This window comes from Methanosarcina sp. MSH10X1 (assembly GCF_004099695.1).
Taxonomy (GTDB): Archaea; Halobacteriota; Methanosarcinia; order Methanosarcinales; family Methanosarcinaceae; genus Methanosarcina.
On the sequence record NZ_SCHL01000020.1, the window covers coordinates 16,003 to 31,733 of the forward strand.

At 43.9% G+C, this 15,731-nt stretch carries 17 protein-coding genes; 12 read left to right on the forward strand and 5 right to left on the reverse strand.

Annotation, left to right across the window (positions count from 1 at the left end; genetic code table 11):
- The first annotated feature begins 220 nt into the window (after positions 1 to 220).
- The 4 genes from EQO05_RS12730 to EQO05_RS12745 are packed head-to-tail and all read left to right on the forward strand — an operon-like array spanning position 221 to position 4,571.
- The gene (locus EQO05_RS12730) at positions 221 to 1,273 is read left to right on the forward strand and encodes a glutamine amidotransferase family protein (protein ID WP_128507093.1); all 1,053 of its coding nucleotides are present in this window, start codon (positions 221 to 223) and stop codon (positions 1,271 to 1,273) included.
- The gene (locus EQO05_RS12735; RefSeq protein WP_128507095.1) at positions 1,270 to 2,781 is read left to right on the forward strand and encodes a glutamate synthase-related protein; all 1,512 of its coding nucleotides are present in this window, start codon (positions 1,270 to 1,272) and stop codon (positions 2,779 to 2,781) included. Before EQO05_RS12730 ends, EQO05_RS12735 begins: the two co-directional genes overlap by 4 nt.
- A 5-nt stretch (positions 2,782 to 2,786) precedes the next feature.
- Complete coding sequence (locus tag EQO05_RS12740) at positions 2,787 to 3,530, forward strand: hypothetical protein (protein ID WP_128507097.1); 744 nt, start codon at positions 2,787 to 2,789, stop codon at positions 3,528 to 3,530.
- A 6-nt stretch (positions 3,531 to 3,536) separates the two neighbouring features.
- Complete coding sequence (locus tag EQO05_RS12745; RefSeq protein ID WP_128507099.1) at positions 3,537 to 4,571, forward strand: Coenzyme F420 hydrogenase/dehydrogenase, beta subunit C-terminal domain; 1,035 nt, start codon at positions 3,537 to 3,539, stop codon at positions 4,569 to 4,571.
- 196 nt (positions 4,572 to 4,767) lie between these two features.
- On the opposite strand, the gene EQO05_RS12750 is transcribed toward EQO05_RS12745, so the two are convergent.
- Complete coding sequence (locus EQO05_RS12750) at positions 4,768 to 5,127, reverse strand: hypothetical protein (protein WP_240664664.1); 360 nt, start codon at positions 5,125 to 5,127, stop codon at positions 4,768 to 4,770.
- A gap of 256 nt (positions 5,128 to 5,383) precedes the next feature.
- The gene (locus EQO05_RS12755) at positions 5,384 to 6,577 is read right to left on the reverse strand and encodes a Xaa-Pro peptidase family protein (protein ID WP_128507101.1); all 1,194 of its coding nucleotides are present in this window, start codon (positions 6,575 to 6,577) and stop codon (positions 5,384 to 5,386) included.
- A 372-nt stretch (positions 6,578 to 6,949) separates the two neighbouring features.
- Between EQO05_RS12755 and EQO05_RS12760 the strand changes: the two genes are divergently transcribed.
- From EQO05_RS12760 to hdrB, 4 genes are all read left to right on the forward strand, one after another.
- Complete coding sequence (locus EQO05_RS12760; protein ID WP_128507103.1) at positions 6,950 to 7,489, forward strand: DUF2284 domain-containing protein; 540 nt, start codon at positions 6,950 to 6,952, stop codon at positions 7,487 to 7,489.
- Between the two features lie 127 nt (positions 7,490 to 7,616).
- Complete coding sequence (npdG, locus tag EQO05_RS12765; protein ID WP_128507105.1) at positions 7,617 to 8,324, forward strand: NADPH-dependent F420 reductase; 708 nt, start codon at positions 7,617 to 7,619, stop codon at positions 8,322 to 8,324.
- Positions 8,325 to 8,958: 634 nt separating this feature from the next.
- On the forward strand, positions 8,959 to 9,444 hold the full coding sequence (gene hdrC, locus EQO05_RS12770; RefSeq protein WP_128507107.1) for a CoB--CoM heterodisulfide reductase subunit C: 486 nt from the start codon (positions 8,959 to 8,961) through the stop codon (positions 9,442 to 9,444).
- An 11-nt stretch (positions 9,445 to 9,455) separates the two neighbouring features.
- Positions 9,456 to 10,358 (forward strand): CoB--CoM heterodisulfide reductase subunit B, encoded by a 903-nt coding sequence (gene hdrB, locus EQO05_RS12775; RefSeq protein ID WP_128507108.1) that lies wholly within the window; start codon positions 9,456 to 9,458, stop codon positions 10,356 to 10,358.
- Positions 10,359 to 10,487: 129 nt separating this feature from the next.
- Here the strand turns inward: hdrB and EQO05_RS12780 are convergent, their stop codons facing one another.
- Positions 10,488 to 10,937 carry a DUF1284 domain-containing protein gene (locus EQO05_RS12780; protein WP_128507110.1) on the reverse strand — a complete coding sequence of 150 codons (450 nt, stop codon included), beginning with the start codon at positions 10,935 to 10,937 and terminating at the stop codon, positions 10,488 to 10,490.
- Between the two features lie 52 nt (positions 10,938 to 10,989).
- Entirely contained in the window at positions 10,990 to 11,523 is a 534-nt protein-coding gene (locus EQO05_RS12785) for a DUF1847 domain-containing protein (protein WP_128507112.1), read from the reverse strand.
- 376 nt (positions 11,524 to 11,899) lie between these two features.
- Here EQO05_RS12785 and EQO05_RS12790 point away from each other — a divergent pair, with 376 nt between their 5' ends.
- The 4 genes from EQO05_RS12790 (at position 11,900) to EQO05_RS12805 (ending at position 14,959) form a co-directional block, all read left to right on the forward strand.
- Positions 11,900 to 12,238 (forward strand): DUF134 domain-containing protein, encoded by a 339-nt coding sequence (locus EQO05_RS12790; protein WP_128507114.1) that lies wholly within the window; start codon positions 11,900 to 11,902, stop codon positions 12,236 to 12,238.
- 56 nt (positions 12,239 to 12,294) lie between these two features.
- Complete coding sequence (locus EQO05_RS12795) at positions 12,295 to 13,137, forward strand: Mrp/NBP35 family ATP-binding protein (protein WP_128507116.1); 843 nt, start codon at positions 12,295 to 12,297, stop codon at positions 13,135 to 13,137.
- Positions 13,138 to 13,613: 476 nt separating this feature from the next.
- Positions 13,614 to 14,180 (forward strand): co-chaperone YbbN, encoded by a 567-nt coding sequence (locus EQO05_RS12800; protein ID WP_128507118.1) that lies wholly within the window; start codon positions 13,614 to 13,616, stop codon positions 14,178 to 14,180.
- A 128-nt stretch (positions 14,181 to 14,308) separates the two neighbouring features.
- Positions 14,309 to 14,959: a cytochrome c biogenesis CcdA family protein gene (locus EQO05_RS12805; protein ID WP_128507120.1), complete on the forward strand. Its 651-nt coding sequence runs from the start codon at positions 14,309 to 14,311 to the stop codon at positions 14,957 to 14,959.
- A gap of 90 nt (positions 14,960 to 15,049) precedes the next feature.
- Here EQO05_RS12805 and EQO05_RS12810 read toward each other — a convergent pair whose 3' ends face one another.
- Complete coding sequence (locus EQO05_RS12810; RefSeq protein ID WP_205793811.1) at positions 15,050 to 15,667, reverse strand: isoprenylcysteine carboxylmethyltransferase family protein; 618 nt, start codon at positions 15,665 to 15,667, stop codon at positions 15,050 to 15,052.
- Positions 15,668 to 15,731: the final 64 nt, after the last annotated feature.

Below are 15,731 nucleotides of genomic sequence, written 5' to 3' on the forward strand. Positions count from 1 at the left end.
AATTTAGATGAGACAAATTAGTCAAAATTAGAACTCATTAAATTGCGGAAACCGATAAAAATTACCTCTGAAACCCAGTTTTTCAGCTGGCAAGTTTTTTGAACTATTTCTCAAAAATGAGCCGCGGAACAATCCAGAAAGTTATTGATGAATAATCCAGGAAATTATTGATGAATACACGACGTTACGTTCATTCCTATCCATTTCCAGAGTGATCAAAATGTGTGGAATAATAGGCTTTATAGACCGAACAAAGTCCAGAATGGACGGGTCGAGCATAAAAGCCGCCCTAAGCCTTATGAATGAAAGAGGTAGTGGAGACGGGGCGGGCTATGCTGCATATGGAATTTATCCAGAGTACGCAGATTACTATGCTCTTCATGTTTTCTTTGACAATCTAGGTGAACCAAAAAGGAAGGTAGATGAACTCCTCGAACAATGGGGGGAAATCGTTCACCAGGAGGAAATCCCAACTACCCCGCAGCCGGGCATAAAAAAAGTGCACATCCCATGGAGATATTTCTTCAAGCCCTCAGAAGACCTGATGGCAGGAAGGATGGATTCTGAGAATGATGTTGTCACTTATGTAGTCATGGAAGTAAATGCCAATGTGAAAGGTGCTACAATCTTTTCCTCAGGGAAAAATATGGGGGTTTTCAAAGCTTCCGGCTGGCCCGAGGATGTGGCAAACTTCTACAGAATTGAGAGCTACAAAGGATACATCTGGCTTGCCCATAACCGCTATCCTACAAATTCCCCGGGCTGGTGGGGAGGAGCTCATCCTTTCAACCTGCTTAACTGGTCAGTAGTACATAATGGAGAAATTACCTCTTATGGTACAAACCAGCGCTATGTTGAAGGATACGGATACAAGTGCACCCTGTTTACTGATACCGAGGTTGTAGCCTATCTGTTTGACCTGCTTGGAAGACAGCATGAACTCTCACATGAGATGATTGTCAAGGCTCTAGCTCCGCCTTTCTGGGACGATATCGACAGGATGCCAGCAAAAGAGGCAGAATTGAACAAGGCAGTTCGCCTTACCTATGGATCTGCCCTTATGAACGGACCCTTTGCGATCGTAGTCGGAACAGAGAACGGTATTGTCGGCTTTACTGACAGGATTAAACTGCGCCCTCTTGTAGTTGGTGAGAATGGAAACAGGCTCTATATTTCCAGCGAAGAAGCCGCAATAAGGGTTCTCGACCCCGAAGTTAAAAACATATACACTCCCAGGGCAGGAGAACCAATTGTAGGGAGGTTTATTGAATGACACTCGGAAGTGTACCCCCAAAATTTAAAGTAAGTATTGATCGCGACGAGTGTATGGACTGTGGGCGCTGTATTGAAAACTGTTCTTACGGTGTGTACAGGAGAGAAGGCGACAGAATCCTGGTAGAATCCAGGAAATGTACAGCCTGCCTTCGCTGTGTTGCCATGTGTCCGAGGGACGCAATTACACTTACAGAGAAACCTATTGATTACCGCAGCCACCCCCTCTGGACCAGAGAGGTCAGAGAGGATATCATTAATCAGGCTCGCAGCGGAAAAATTATACTTTCAGGAATGGGAAACGCCAGGGATTTGCCTGTTATTTATGACCGTCTTCTCCTTGATGCCTGCCAGGTAACGAACCCGAGCATTGACCCCCTGAGAGAACCTATGGAACTCAGGACTTACATAGGAAAGAAACCATCCAAACTAAAATTCAAGAAGACCGAAAGCGGAGACGTAGAACTGGAGACAAAACTGGCGCCGAATCTCAAGCTCGACACTCCGATCATGATAGGGCATATGAGCTTCGGAGCTATCAGCCTGAACTCTCATCTTAGCATGGCAAGAGCAGTGAAAGAGACCGGAACCTTCATGGGAACAGGAGAAGGAGGACTGCACAAAGCACTCTACCCTTACCAGGACCGTATGATTGTTCAGGTCGCTTCAGGCCGTTTTGGAGTTAATATCGACTACCTTGAGAGGGGTGCAGCCATCGAAATAAAAATCGGACAGGGCGCAAAACCAGGTATTGGAGGGCACCTGCCTGGAGAGAAGGTAAACGAGGAAGTTTCAAGAACCCGTATGATTCCGCTTGGCAGTGATGCAATCAGCCCGGCTCCTCACCACGACATTTATAGTATTGAAGACCTCGTCCAGCTCATTCGCAGTCTCAAAGAAGCAACCGAATGGAAAAAGCCAGTCTTTGTAAAGATAGCAGCCGTGCATAATGTAGCTCCAATTGCTGCAGGCATTGCCCGCTCTTCTGCAGACGCAGTGGTAATTGATGGGTTCCGCGGCGGGACCGGGGCAGCCCCTAAAGTTTTCAGAGACCATGTGGGAATACCAATTGAAGTCGCAATCGCAAGTGTTGATCAGAAACTCAGGGAACAGGGCGTAAGAAACGAGATTTCAATCATTGCAAGCGGTGGAATAAGAAGCAGTGCAGACCTTGCCAAATCAATTGCACTCGGTGCAGACGCCGTGTATATTGGTACTGCTGCGCTTGTTGCTATGGGCTGCAGGGTCTGTGGCAATTGTTACAGAAACCTCTGCCCATGGGGCATTGCTACCCAGGAACCGCATCTCATGGACAGGCTCGACCCTGAAAGAGGTGCATTCCAGGTTGCAAATCTGATCAAGGGCTGGACGCTCGAACTCAGCGAACTTATGGGCGCCGCAGGCATTAACAGCATAGAAAGCCTGCGTGGTAATAGGGATCGCCTGCGCGGATATATGCTGGACGAAGGAATGCTTAAAATTCTCGACGTACTGCAAGCGGGGGCCTGATTGAGATGAAGACGGTAAGAATTGATGCAAAAGGCATGCATTACACTCCCCTGAACCAGAAAATCCGGGCTGCAGTTGCGGACGGGGCAGAGGAAATCATACTCGATAATGTGCTCGGACAGCGATTTATAGGCGACGGGTTAAGAGGAAACGTCCGAATCGTAATTAACGGAGTTCCGGGCGGAGACCTTGGAATGTTTATGAGCGGGCCGACCTGTATTATAAACGGGAATGCCGAGCATGCTCCCGGAAACACGATGGACAGCGGAATGCTTGTGATTCATGGAAGTGCGGGAGATGCAGCTGCTCACAGTATGAGGGGAGGAAAAGTTTTCATAAAATGTAACATTGGCTACCGGGGCGGCATCCACATGAAACAGTACGATGTGGAAGCAAGACCTGTACTTGTTGTAGGAGGCACAGCCCATTCCTTCCTCGGAGAATATATGGCAGGCGGCCTTGTACTCGTACTGGGCATCGGTAAAGACAAAGCGATGACAGACAGGGGCATCGGAAGCGGAATTCATGGTGGGGAAATTATCATCCGTGGAGAGGTGGACGATTACCTGCTTGGAATAGGAGCCAAGAAGTTCAAGTTTACTGAAAGTGATCTTGAACGCATTGCCCCGATTATAAAGAGCTTCTGCGAGCATTTTGGATATGACCCCGCAAAGTTTCTTGATACCAGCTACACGAAGATCGGACCTGCAAGCAGCCGGCCTTTTGCAAGCAAATACGTCTGGGAGTGATGAGAGATGGCAGAACAGAAACCAATAAGCAAAAATTACCTTGATCTCAAATCAGAAGTCTGGGACGAAGGCTTTTGCTCAGGCTGCGGGGCCTGCATTGCAGTCTGCCCTGCTGATTCCCTGTACTTCGAGACAGGCGGCGATTCTACACACCCGAAGAGCAATAATTACTGTAAAGCCGCTGTTGACGGTGTTCCCTGTGGAGCCTGTTACGAAGTTTGCCCTAGGCTTGATGAACAGCCCTCAAGCCTGCTCGGAGACTACCTGGAAATCACTGCCGGAAAAGCCGAATTTGAGATCCCGAGAAAGCAGAGCGGGGGAGCGGTCACAGCAATCCTTGCAAACGCCCTTGATACAGGTCTTGTAGATGCTGTGGTTACGGTTACGGAAGATCCCTGGACCCTCAAGCCGCATTCCATGGTAATAACCAGAAGTGAAGCCCTTATCGGTCAGGCAGGAAGCCGTTATAACTGGTGGGTCCCTCTTGTTTCTTCCCTCAAGGAAGCGGTTGTAAACAGGAAGTACAGGAACATTGCAGTTGTCGGAGTTCCCTGTGTCGTTCAGGCAGTCCGCAAAATGCTTGAAACCGACCACCAGCTTGTGCAACCATACAAAAAATCCATCCGTTTCGTCTTCGGGCTTTTCTGCACGGAAAGTTTCGACTATGAAAAACTTATCGCAGGCAAGCTTAAAAGCGAGTACGCACTCGAACCCATGAAAGTCTGCCGTATTGACGTAAAGGGCAAGCTCGAAGTTACCTTAAATGACGGGACACAGTATGTAATCCCACTTACAGAACTTGAGGACACTATCCGCCCGGGCTGCGGCATCTGTACGGACTTTACCGCTCTTAAAGCCGATATTTCTGCCGGATCTGTGGGAAGCCCTGACGGCTACACCACCCTTGTCGTCCGCACACTTGTAGGACAGCACCTTCTTGACAGTGCAGTTGCTAATAAGAAATTGAGCGTTGGTGGCGAAGTCAGCACCGGCATAATTGAAAAGCTTGCAAAGAAGAAGATGGCAAGAAAACCGGAATAAACTACAGAAACTTAAAAGATGAAGCTTTAAACTTCATCTTCATTCATTCTATTTTTACTATTTTGACTTTTGCACTTGGGTAATTTTGCCTGAATATTCCATGCATTTTTTTGGCAGGGCTAAAGACGCGCTCACGGGTATAGTAACTACCAGCGTAGAACCAATAAATGGAATCTCCTTTATGGGTAGTTTGAGATCAGTCGATCCCTCTTAAGAAAACTGAAATCCACAATACTCCAAAAAAAATGGAAATAATAAGATACTTAAATTCTCTCTTTGATGCAAAATATCCGGCTAAACTGCCAAGAGTTGCCAAACTTACAGCATAGATGAGAATAGTCAAAAACCGGCTGAGATTGAAACTATCCATATAAATAAGATTCCCAAAAAATAAGTTTCCGAAAAACAAAAGAAGGAAAATTGGAACTGCTCCAACTATAGCTGCCCCGATCTTATCTTTTACAACCCACCCATAAATAATTGGAGTTACAGGAAAAATAAGTAGACTAACAACGGTCTCAAACCTCTCCCCATAGGTTCCAAACGCCCCATACATATCTATAATCTCAAGACTAGCTACGATAAAAATAACTATAAAAGAGATTATCAAAGGCTTAACTAACTTTCTTTGAGAATTGATGTTTAAGCCTCCTAAAAGTAAGAAAGGTGATAAAAAAATCACCTTCCTTTGAATACACATTTATAGTATTTTGATTACTTAACTTCCTACTTTATATATACAGGTGGCTTCTCCATCATTCGTTAGTAAGGAACCTTCTAGATGCTTGATTCCCTAGATGCTTGATTCGCAATTAAAATACAGGGATCAAGCCAGGATTATACCCTGTAATGCATTCTCCACCTTTAGCAGTTACTATAAATGTATTCTCAATTCCCACCATTCCGATATTTTCAATCCCTTTTTTAGGTTCGAGGGCAAATACCATTCCTTCCTGAAGAGGTTCGTCAAAACCTTCTGCAATTACAGGCAGTTCATCAATTAGCAGTCCGACCCCATGCCCGAGGAATTTTACTTTACGGTTGCCAAAACCCATAAAATTTTGCAGGAATTCCGAATCAAGATTATTAATGATTGTAGTGTAGATTTCCGAGGGAATTGCGCCGGGTTTTAACATTGAGGCAGCTTCGGTCTGTATGGTTACACATTTATTATGAGCATCTATGGCAGTTTGTGGAAGGGAAGAGCCAAACATGTAGGTTGTCGTTTTATCCGTGTTATAGCCTTCAACCCCGCATCCGACATCGATGAATACCAGATCTCCTTTTCTAAGCTTCCTATCACGGCTTCCAATGAGGGGAACTGCAGGGCTCATTCCGTAGTTTCCGCCGGGGCCGTTAAAGTAAGAAGGATAAATTGAGCTTTCACCGAAACAGACATTTCCCAGGAACATCTCGGTATCAAACATTCCAAACCGACACAATCCGTCATGGCCTTCCTCGACCATAACTGAAAATAATTCGGTTGCCAGGTCCGTTTCACTCATTCCTTCGCGCAGCATATCAGGTACGAGATCTTCCAGCACATGCTGGTGAATCCTGCCGGCTTCTCTTGTCAGGGAGAGCTCGTATTCGCTTTTTATTGCTCTGACAGCGCAAATCTGGGGATCTGCGGGCTTAAAATTCGTAAAAGGGAAATACTTCTGGAATCTCTGGTACAGAGCCAGAGGAATTATCTCGGTTTCCAGGTACACCGTATTGGGAAGTACACTTATACTCTTTACAGCATCACGGAAGCTGTTCATAGGTTCTATATTGGGAAATAAGGATTCGTCCAGGGCTTTTTCATAGCTGCGGCGTGCCCATAAGGTTGCTTCCCCGCGCCTGGGGATAATTAACATTCCATCCTGCATCGTACCCGTAAAATAATAAAGGTTTATCTTACTGAAGACAACAGCTATCTCCCATTCGGGATTTGAGATATCCATGCGTTTTCTAAAATTTTCCATACGGTTTTTCAGTTCGGTTAAAGGTACTTTCTTAATCATGCGAATCCCTTTACTAGCTTATCTTTGCTAATTATAGAAGTGTAACTCATTGTAGTGAATATAACAGAACCTACCAGCAAGAACCTGAGTAAATATACATAATTGATATATGCATAATAACTGTTATTTATCATAAAAATAAATCTTATTTCATACTGTTCTCACACAGATTTATTATTTCCTATAAAGAGAACTGTTGTTTCTGACAACGATAGTTTTTATTTTCAGATCCATTTCTTTAAAAGAAAAAAATAACTCTTTTAGTCGTGAAATCTCAGTTCTTTCTAAGAATGGAAAAAAATAATTAGAAAGGAAACAAATTAAAAGTAAAACAGAAGTAAAACAAAAAGGGTTTTTTGAAAAGGGGTTATCATGCTAGGAAAATTCGAGGATCTCGTTGAAAAGGCTTCAGGAATGGGACTCAAGGCTTATTTTGTGGATGCAGGGGATGTTCCGGTTGAGAACAGGATTGCTCTGAAGTGTGCGTATGGCTGCAAGGGTTATGGAAAGAGGTTGAGCTGCCCTCCTCATGTCATGTCGGTGGAGGATTTCAGAAAAATTATAGGGGAATACAGCAGTGCGCTTCTACTTGTCGATGAACGCGATACCTCACAGATCCCAGATATTCTGGAAGCCTGGGGAGAAATTCGCAAGGATTCTTTCCATAAGATGCTGGAACTTGAGTATGAAGCTTTCAGAGAAGGTTTCACTTTTGCTCATCTCCTGAGACCCGGCTCCTGTAACGAATGTGATGTCTGTAACCTTGAAAAGTGCATAAAGCCGGAATTGAGGCGTTTTGCGCCTGAAGCGGTAGGAATAAACCTCCATAAAGCAATGGAAAAGGCAGGGCTTGTACTTGAGTTCTGCAAACCTGAAAAAACTGCATGTATTGGGGTTTTGCTGCTTGAGTAAACTTAGTAGCGGATAAGCAGGTACAATTCCTACCGGATACGTAATGAAACCACATTGAAGACAGAAGGTATATTTACTCTCCGACATATTTTATGGAATACATAGCAAACTGGAGGTTTTGTTCAAATTGAATTCTGAAAAATTAAAAATAGCTGTCCTGGGAGGAACGGGAAATATAGGAGAGGGTATGGTGCTCAGGCTGGCCCTTCAAAACCTTATGGCTGAAGGTCTAAAAAACGATGTAATCATAGGGTCCAGATCCAGGGAAGCTGCCGATGAAGCTGCAAAAAAAGCCTTATCCGAACTTGAGAACTGCGGGTTTGACACATCGGGAATTAACATTACAGGAAGCAGTAACCTTGAAGCTGCACAGGCAGCCGAGATAATAATTCTTACTATCCGTTTTGACCATGTCTTGCCTCTACTGAATGAAATTCAGGAAGCTCTTGAAAACAAGGTTCTTATCACTCCTGTAGTTCCGATGGTTAAGGAAGGGAACATGTTTGTATATAAGCCTCCAGAAGAAGGTTCAGCCGCTCTTACAATTCAGAAAAAAGTCCCGGCTTCTACAAAGGTTGTTGCAGCCTTCCACAACATCCCGGCAGGAAAATTGAAGGATATTGTCAAATGCAAGGCTGTACATCATGCGCTGGTATGCAGTGACGATGCAGAAGCAAAGAAGCTGGTTATGGAGCTTACAGAGCATATGGGATGCCTGAAACCTCTGGACGGAGGCCCCCTTAAACAGGCAAGTACCATGGAGTCACTTACACCCCTGCTGATAAATCTCGCAAGGCTCAACCGGCTTAAAGACCTGGGAATAAACTTTTCCTGATAAACCTCTGTAAACATTGATAGGTATAAAGAAAGGTATAGAGCAAAGGTTGTCTAAACAAAGAGCCTGGATCCGGAAAATGAATATTCATTCGAAAACTTATTTTTATATAATAGTAAATATAATATATCTAAAAGCGCAGAGATTTTACAGTTTTTATAAATAAGAGCCTCTGCGTGAAGGTATAAAAAGAATTCACTAAGGATTTATCAGCAAAAACAGTTCACTAAGGATTTATCAGCAAAAACGGTTCACTAAGGATTATCAGCAAAAACAATTTATTGATAGATTACTGGTAAAATCAAGTTCATTAATTGATATTAGTAAAAACTGACACTGGCAACTCATAATTGTCGGGCTTGACATAAATTCGTTGTTCCTGATATTGATTCGAATGGATTTAGTCTATATTAAATATTATGAGAGTAATAATCAGCATAAGAAACTCTGTAAGAGAGAGCTGATCAATGGAGAATTTGACAGAGGGCTTACAAAAAAAATATCAGAGAAAAGCCTGCCTCGCATGAAGCTCAGGAAATGGCTTCCAGATTCAGAGATTTCTCTTATCCAATTATCTTTGCTTACTTTTCTTTTCTAAAAAGGACGAATTAAATAAATCAGACAGTGAACCTGTATGAGTGAAGAATTGCCAAAAGTATTGAAGGCTGCAGGGCTTGACTTACTTTCCTGCATGCAGTGTGGCACATGCACAGGGAGTTGTCCTTCTGGACGGCACACCGGACTTAATACGCGAAGGATTCTTCGAGATGCACGCAAGAACAGGACAGCAATCCTCTCCGATGATGCCCTCTGGCTCTGCACCACCTGCTATACCTGCCAGGAGCGCTGCCCACGCAATATACCAATTACCGATGCTCTTCTTGAGCTCAGGAGACTTGCCGTAAAAGAAGGTTTTATGCTTCCCGAACACAGGCGGATATCGGAAATGGTCATGGAGTGCGGACATGCAGTTCCTCTGGATGAAGAGACAAAGCAAAAGAGGGAAGAACTAGGACTCGATTCCATACCTGAGACGGTCCAGAAATATCCTGAAGCCCTTCAGGAGGTAAAGAATCTTCTCAAAGCCTGCAAATTTGACGAGTTGACGGCTGAAAAATAAGGAGACAGAACATGGAAAAACTATCGCTGTTTCTTGGATGCATCGTACCCAATCGTTACCCGGGAATTGAGAAAGCAACTAAGCTCTGCTTGCAAAAGCTTGAGATAGATGCAGCCGACCTGCCAGGAGCCTCATGCTGTCCCGCTCCCGGAGTCTTCAAGTCCTTTAATAAAGCAACCTGGCTTGCCCTTGCCAGCCGGAATATCGTTCTTTCGGAAAAGATGGAAAGGGATATCCTTACAGTTTGCAATGGCTGCTATGGTTCCCTGGCAGATGCCAATTTAGAGCTGAAAAAGAGCCCTGAACTGAGGGAGTGCACGAACAGGTGCCTTAAAGAGATCGGTATGGAATTTCAGGGTACTGCCGAAGTAAGGCACATAGTCGAGTTTTTATATAAGGAACTTGGACCTGAGAGACTCAAGGAGTATGTCACAATCCCGCTTGACCTTAAAGTAGCACTGCACTACGGATGCCATCTTATCAAACCTTCTAGAGACCGGAAACTCGGAGAGACGGATGCTCCTGTTTTCTTTGATGAGCTTGTTGAAGCTACAGGTGCAAAAAGCGTAGATTATACCGACAAAATGATGTGCTGCGGAGCAGGAGGGGGAGTACGTTCAGGGCATGCTGCCGAATCCCTCGAGATGCTTGAGCACAAACTCGCGTGTATTCGGAAAGCAGGAGTGGATTGTATTGTCAATGCATGCCCCTTCTGCCACCTGCAATTTGACAGGGGGCAGCTTGCAGTCAATGAGAGATACGGAACGGACTATTCAATTCCGGTTCTTCACTATTCTCAGTTACTGGGCCTAGCACTAGGCTTTTCTCCATATGAGTTGGGGATAGAACAAAACGCAGTCCAGAATATAGAATTTCTTGCAAAAATCTACGAAATAAGTGCAGGTTTAAGGTAAAAGAGTCAGGTAAAAAAATGCCCCGAAGGTGAAGTAAAAATAGTAAAAGAGGATTTTTTCGTTTTTTATGAATCTTAGAATAAAATTTTCTTCTTCATAATTTATTTTTTGGATTTTATTTTTCATAACTTATCTTTCATCCTGCATATACCAGAGGCATTTCTGTCTCCATTTGCAGGATCCACAAACTTCTTCAACATCGGATGCATTAGCCAGTTGTGAGTTGATTAGCCTGAAGGCTTTATCTGCCTCCATAACAGTTCCCTCTGCTATCTTTAATTTCTCCATAACAACAAGATCCATCTCCCGGATCCTCTGAGAGGCTATTGATTTCTGTGCAATGCATTCCCTTTCGCTTGGGCAGGAAGTGCAGATTACATCACATTCGGATACAAGTTCCAGAGGTCTTGAAGGGGAAGCCTTTATATCCGAAATTACAGCCCGCAGATTGGCTACAAAAACCGGGCTGTACCCATAGCCCTGAAAACCCTGGATGCAGCAAAGGTGATGAGCTCGGATTTTCAGGCATTCAGATCCGGCCTCACAATCGGATCCAGATGTGTTCGACTTTTCAAGCATGTGTTTCTCCAGGATTTGAATTTATAGAACCAGAGAATTCATTATAGAAATCTCATTCTATAATATCGATTTCTGAATCGGTTAACTGAGGCAGTTCCTCAACAGGCAATGTTATCGAAGGAGCTTCCGAGTGTTTTGCAAAGAGAATATCATAACCTGTCTTAAGTCCCATCATGAGATTGAGATCGGTGAGATCGTCATTCAGGAGTTGAGCCTGGCCAATAGGATTGCATATGGCTTCAAACTCCAGGTCTTCGGATTTTTTAATTCCGAGGCTGGCTTTTTCGAAGCTGGATACTTTACAGCAAACCGAGAAAACCTCAAAATACCTTGAGAGAATATCATAAGCCAGCCTGGCTTCTCGCTCATATTCAATACAGAAAGCAATTCCTATTTTTTTGTACCCAAGTCTTTTTGCATAGATTGTAATTTCTTCCAGTTTTGTCCTTTTTACATACTCGGATTCGAGCCTGGCAGAAATCTGGATTGATTTCAGATCGTCGCCTGTATACTCAAGCCCAGATTTAATGACAGAACAGTTCTTACCTCTCATGCATTCTTTAATCCTGCATAACGCGCACTGCACACTTTTTTCTCCCGGATTTTTGACACGATTAGGGTATTATAATCACAAAGAAGCTTTGAGGGTATAAATATTTCCATGAAGGACATAAAAATATATTGTTAGAGTGTAAGATAAAAAATAACAAGAGACCTGCCCCGCTGGCAGGATTTCCCCGGCCATGGTGTCTTGCTCCTGCACCAGATCCACCGCACTCAAACATTCGGAGGCGCTTTACGACCCTATTCTCCTGCAGGTATGCACGCTTTCATGAGAATTATCTAGAACTGTATGAAAGGCAACTACGTTAATTTCGCCCATTCGCACAAAAATATTTATATTTTTCTGCTTAAAAATAGAAATTGTTATATATTTATTCCGCAATGTGCATAAGTGACTTATGAAAAAATGCAGAGGAAGACCAAAGTGCCCTAGACGCGTCGAGCAAACGCCCGATGTCACATATTTCAAACCCAGAGGTGTCCCGCTGTCGGACCTTGAGGTTGTATCCATTACAGTCGAAGAGCTTGAGGCCCTGAGACTTGTAGATGTTGAAGGACTAAGGCAGGAAGACGCAGCCATAAGGGTAGGAATCTCAAGGAGAGCTTTCTGGGAAGACCTGAAAGCTGCCAGAATGAAAATAGCTCTTGCCCTTAGCACAGGGAAAGCAATAGAAATAAAGGGCGGCAACTATATCAGTGCCGAAGACACAGAAATTAGTGAAGGCGCTGACACATAAACAAGAAATCTGAAAAAATCGGGAAAAAATACGGAAGTTTTACACAGGCGGTAAAAATGACAGATAAGGTTCAACCACTTGAGAGTTTATCGAAAAAGCCGGAGGAGCCAAAAATAGTAGTCAACCTCAGGCGCATCAAACGCAAGATTATGATTATGAGCGGGAAGGGAGGAGTAGGTAAAAGCACAGTTGCAGCAAACCTTGCTGCAGGGCTGGCCCTGCGTGGATATAGAGTTGGACTCCTTGACAGTGATATCCACGGCCCGACAATTCCCACAATTTTCGGGCTAGAATCTCAAAGGCCCGAGATTAACGGAGAGGGAATTCTTCCAGTTCAGGTACTTCCCAACCTTTCTGTAATGTCTGTCGGTTTTCTGCTTGGAGACAAAGATTCCCCTATAATCTGGAGAGGGCCTGCCAAAATGGGAGCAATCAAACAATTCCTGGAGGAGGTTAATTGGGGAGCACTCGATTTTCTGATAATAGATTTACCTCCAGGCACAGGGGATGAACCCCTGAGTGTAGCCCAGCTGATTCCGAATTGCGACGGTTCGGTGCTTGTTACAACCCCTCAGGATGTAGCCCTCATCAGCGTCCGGAAATCAATCAGGTTCTCTGAAAAACTCAACGTGCCTATTATAGGGCTTGTTGATAATATGCATGGGCTTATCTGCCCCCACTGCGGCAAGCCAATCGAAGTATTTGGAAGCGGAGGCGTGGAAAAAGCCTCAAAGGACTTTGATATTCCTGTTCTTGCCAGACTTCCTATTGAACCCAGAGTAGCAGAAATGGAAGATAAAGGTACTATAATCCAGGGTCTGCTTGAACATAGTACTGAATGGCAGGAAAAGTTCGAAGCCGTTGTAAACGCAGTAGAAAAAATCCTGGATGAGAAGTAAGGCGGAATAAGAAAGGAAAATTCACTGGGAGAGGTCTACACGTTTTCCTGAGTATTTAATTTTTCTCAATAGGCTAGTCTCCCCATTGGCCAGTCTCGGGAAGAGGCGAACTCAGGCTATATAACTCAAGGCTATATATTAGTGCTTTAAGGATCTCTTTCCCCTTTCCTATTTTTCCCCTACCTGTATTTCTCCCATTATCTCTTGCGTTACTTTTATAGTTCTGTCATTTAAGGCTCTTTTAATATATTTTTTATAATCGCGAATCTCTTAAACTGAGCGTATATTTCCTTTCCTTACGGTTAATTATTTGAGGTTTATTGATAATTCTACTTCAGAATCAGGATTTCACAATTACCGTAAATAAAGGTTATTTGTGAAAAGAGAGAATTATTACCACATTACAGGTAATTCTTACGTGATGTACTTACCGCATATATCAGAATATTACAAAATAAAAAATTAATGTTGAGAACATGAAGAAATTGGTTATACTATTGATCCTCCTTGCAACCGTAATCTTCACCGCAGGCTGTACTGAAGAGAGCCAGGAAGATTCCGCGAACACCCAGGCTATCCAGGAGAGAACTGAAGCTGTCGAGGCAACGGAGCCTGAACAGAATACAACTTCTCAAGAAATCCAGGAAGAAGGCAATGTTGTTGAAGTGGCAGGCCTTGAAGAAATAAACACAACCCTCCAGCAGGGACCGGTTCTTATGAAAATCGGGTCTGAGAGGTGTGGACCGTGCAAGGCTATGAAGCCTATGCTTCAAGAACTGGCAACTGAATACGAAGGAAGGGCTAAAGTTGTCTCCATAGACATAGACAGGAGCCCCGATCTTGCAGTCTATTTCGGAATAGGCTATATCCCTGATTCAACTGTAATCATCGGTATTACGGATGGGGAATATGTCTACATGAAGCCGGATGGAAGCGTTACCACAGACAGGTTCCAGGCAAGAATACTCGGCACCACGGAAAAAAGCACACTTGAAGATGTTATGAATCTAGCCCTTATTCAGGCTGAGAAAGATAAATCTTAATTAAAAAATCGAGGACAGACCTATCTTCAGAATCCGATACACACTTAAAGTCCAGGTTTCCGGCAACCTTAAGATCCGGTAAAAACCACGCTGTATAAAAGAACTTAAAACTACAAACCTGAAGAACCATGTTTTATGATGCAATTTCCCCTCTGGCTGCATTTGGTGCAGGAATTCTCAGTGTCCTTTCTCCCTGTATCCTCCCGCTTCTGCCTGCAGTACTGGCAACGTCCGCAGGAAAAGGAAAGTTAAGACCCCTTGCGATAGTAATTGGAGTCTCTGTATCCTTTACTATAATGGGTGTAATAACCTCAGCTTTTGGAGCAGCCTTCCAGACATATATAAATCAATTGAAAATCCTGGCAGAAATATTTATTCTCCTAATGGGTTTTGCAATACTCTCTGAGATAAGCCTGTTCAATATCTTTTCAAGATTCCCCCTGCTGTCAGGAATGAATGGAGGCGGACCTGTTTCCGGATTTTTGCTCGGGCTCTCTCTCGGAGTACTCTGGATCCCATGTGTCGGCCCTATTCTGGCTTCGATCCTGACCATGGTAGCTCTGGAAGGGAACGCTGCTAGCGGTGCAATTACCCTTGCAATTTATTCACTGGGGTTCGCAGTTCCAATGCTCCTGCTCGCGTATTCAGCCCACTTTTCCTCCTCCAAAATCCGACTTATATCAAGGTGGGACGTGGTCTTCAAAAAAGGAGCGGGAATAGTGCTTATCCTGGTTGGACTCTGGATGATCCGCCAGAACCATGTCCAGTGGTTTATTTGAGAAGGACAGAAAAGGAGAATTAAAAACTCAGGGTTAGAGGCCGGATACACTGGCCTGTATCCCTGATGTATCATAATTTTTGATCCACTATCAGATAATATACGGAATGAACATCTTAGTTTTCTTCTTGTATTCGAGATACTCGTTACCAAATTCCTTTTCTATATCCATTTCTTCCTTTTTTGCAAGCCTGAAATAAAGAACAAGAAGCAACGAATAAAGGATTATAAGAGGCAGAGTTGCCCACTCCATCATCATCCCGAGAGTTATCATGAAAAAGCCAGTATACTGGGGATGGCGAATATACCTGTAAATACCGGTTGTAACAAGCTTTCCCTGCCCTTCGCCCTTACTCCAGTAGTTCTTGTGAATCTGATTCCAGCCTGAAACTACAAGCGCAGCTCCGGTCAGTGATACCAGGATTCCGAGATACATTCCCCAGAAGCCTATATACTGCACCAGGGTATGACCCCACAAAATGCCTTCGGGGAGAGTAAAGCCAAAGAGCCATCCTATAGCGAACATGCTGAAAGGCACACCGAACATCTCAAGTGCAAATGCGACAATAAATGCCGTATATACACCCGCAGGCTTTACCTGGCTCTTTTTATAGAACGGCACAAATAACAAGAATACTCCGTAGATGATTATCCACAGCCCAACTGCCCACCACATTCCAAAGTGGGACCAGATATCTTCTGCCACCATTTTTTCACCTGACTCGCTTTCAAAAGACCGCAATATACGCTCAAAGTGAAATTAAGTTTATGTT

What these genes read in the sequence shown, in the direction of transcription:
- EQO05_RS12730 (WP_128507093.1), top strand. Translation starts at nt 221, where the DNA reads ATGTGTGGAATAATAGGCTTTATAGACCGAACAAAGTCCAGAATGGAC.
- EQO05_RS12735 (WP_128507095.1), top strand. Translation starts at nt 1,270, where the DNA reads ATGACACTCGGAAGTGTACCCCCAAAATTTAAAGTAAGTATTGATCGC.
- EQO05_RS12740 (WP_128507097.1), top strand. Translation starts at nt 2,787, where the DNA reads ATGAAGACGGTAAGAATTGATGCAAAAGGCATGCATTACACTCCCCTG.
- EQO05_RS12745 (WP_128507099.1), top strand. Translation starts at nt 3,537, where the DNA reads ATGGCAGAACAGAAACCAATAAGCAAAAATTACCTTGATCTCAAATCA.
- EQO05_RS12750 (WP_240664664.1), bottom strand. Translation starts at nt 5,127, where the DNA reads ATGTATGGGGCGTTTGGAACCTATGGGGAGAGGTTTGAGACCGTTGTT.
- EQO05_RS12755 (WP_128507101.1), bottom strand. Translation starts at nt 6,577, where the DNA reads ATGATTAAGAAAGTACCTTTAACCGAACTGAAAAACCGTATGGAAAAT.
- EQO05_RS12760 (WP_128507103.1), top strand. Translation starts at nt 6,950, where the DNA reads ATGCTAGGAAAATTCGAGGATCTCGTTGAAAAGGCTTCAGGAATGGGA.
- hdrC (WP_128507107.1), top strand. Translation starts at nt 8,959, where the DNA reads ATGAGTGAAGAATTGCCAAAAGTATTGAAGGCTGCAGGGCTTGACTTA.
- hdrB (WP_128507108.1), top strand. Translation starts at nt 9,456, where the DNA reads ATGGAAAAACTATCGCTGTTTCTTGGATGCATCGTACCCAATCGTTAC.
- EQO05_RS12780 (WP_128507110.1), bottom strand. Translation starts at nt 10,937, where the DNA reads ATGCTTGAAAAGTCGAACACATCTGGATCCGATTGTGAGGCCGGATCT.
- EQO05_RS12790 (WP_128507114.1), top strand. Translation starts at nt 11,900, where the DNA reads ATGAAAAAATGCAGAGGAAGACCAAAGTGCCCTAGACGCGTCGAGCAA.
- EQO05_RS12795 (WP_128507116.1), top strand. Translation starts at nt 12,295, where the DNA reads ATGACAGATAAGGTTCAACCACTTGAGAGTTTATCGAAAAAGCCGGAG.
- EQO05_RS12800 (WP_128507118.1), top strand. Translation starts at nt 13,614, where the DNA reads ATGAAGAAATTGGTTATACTATTGATCCTCCTTGCAACCGTAATCTTC.
- EQO05_RS12805 (WP_128507120.1), top strand. Translation starts at nt 14,309, where the DNA reads ATGTTTTATGATGCAATTTCCCCTCTGGCTGCATTTGGTGCAGGAATT.
- EQO05_RS12810 (WP_205793811.1), bottom strand. Translation starts at nt 15,667, where the DNA reads ATGGTGGCAGAAGATATCTGGTCCCACTTTGGAATGTGGTGGGCAGTT.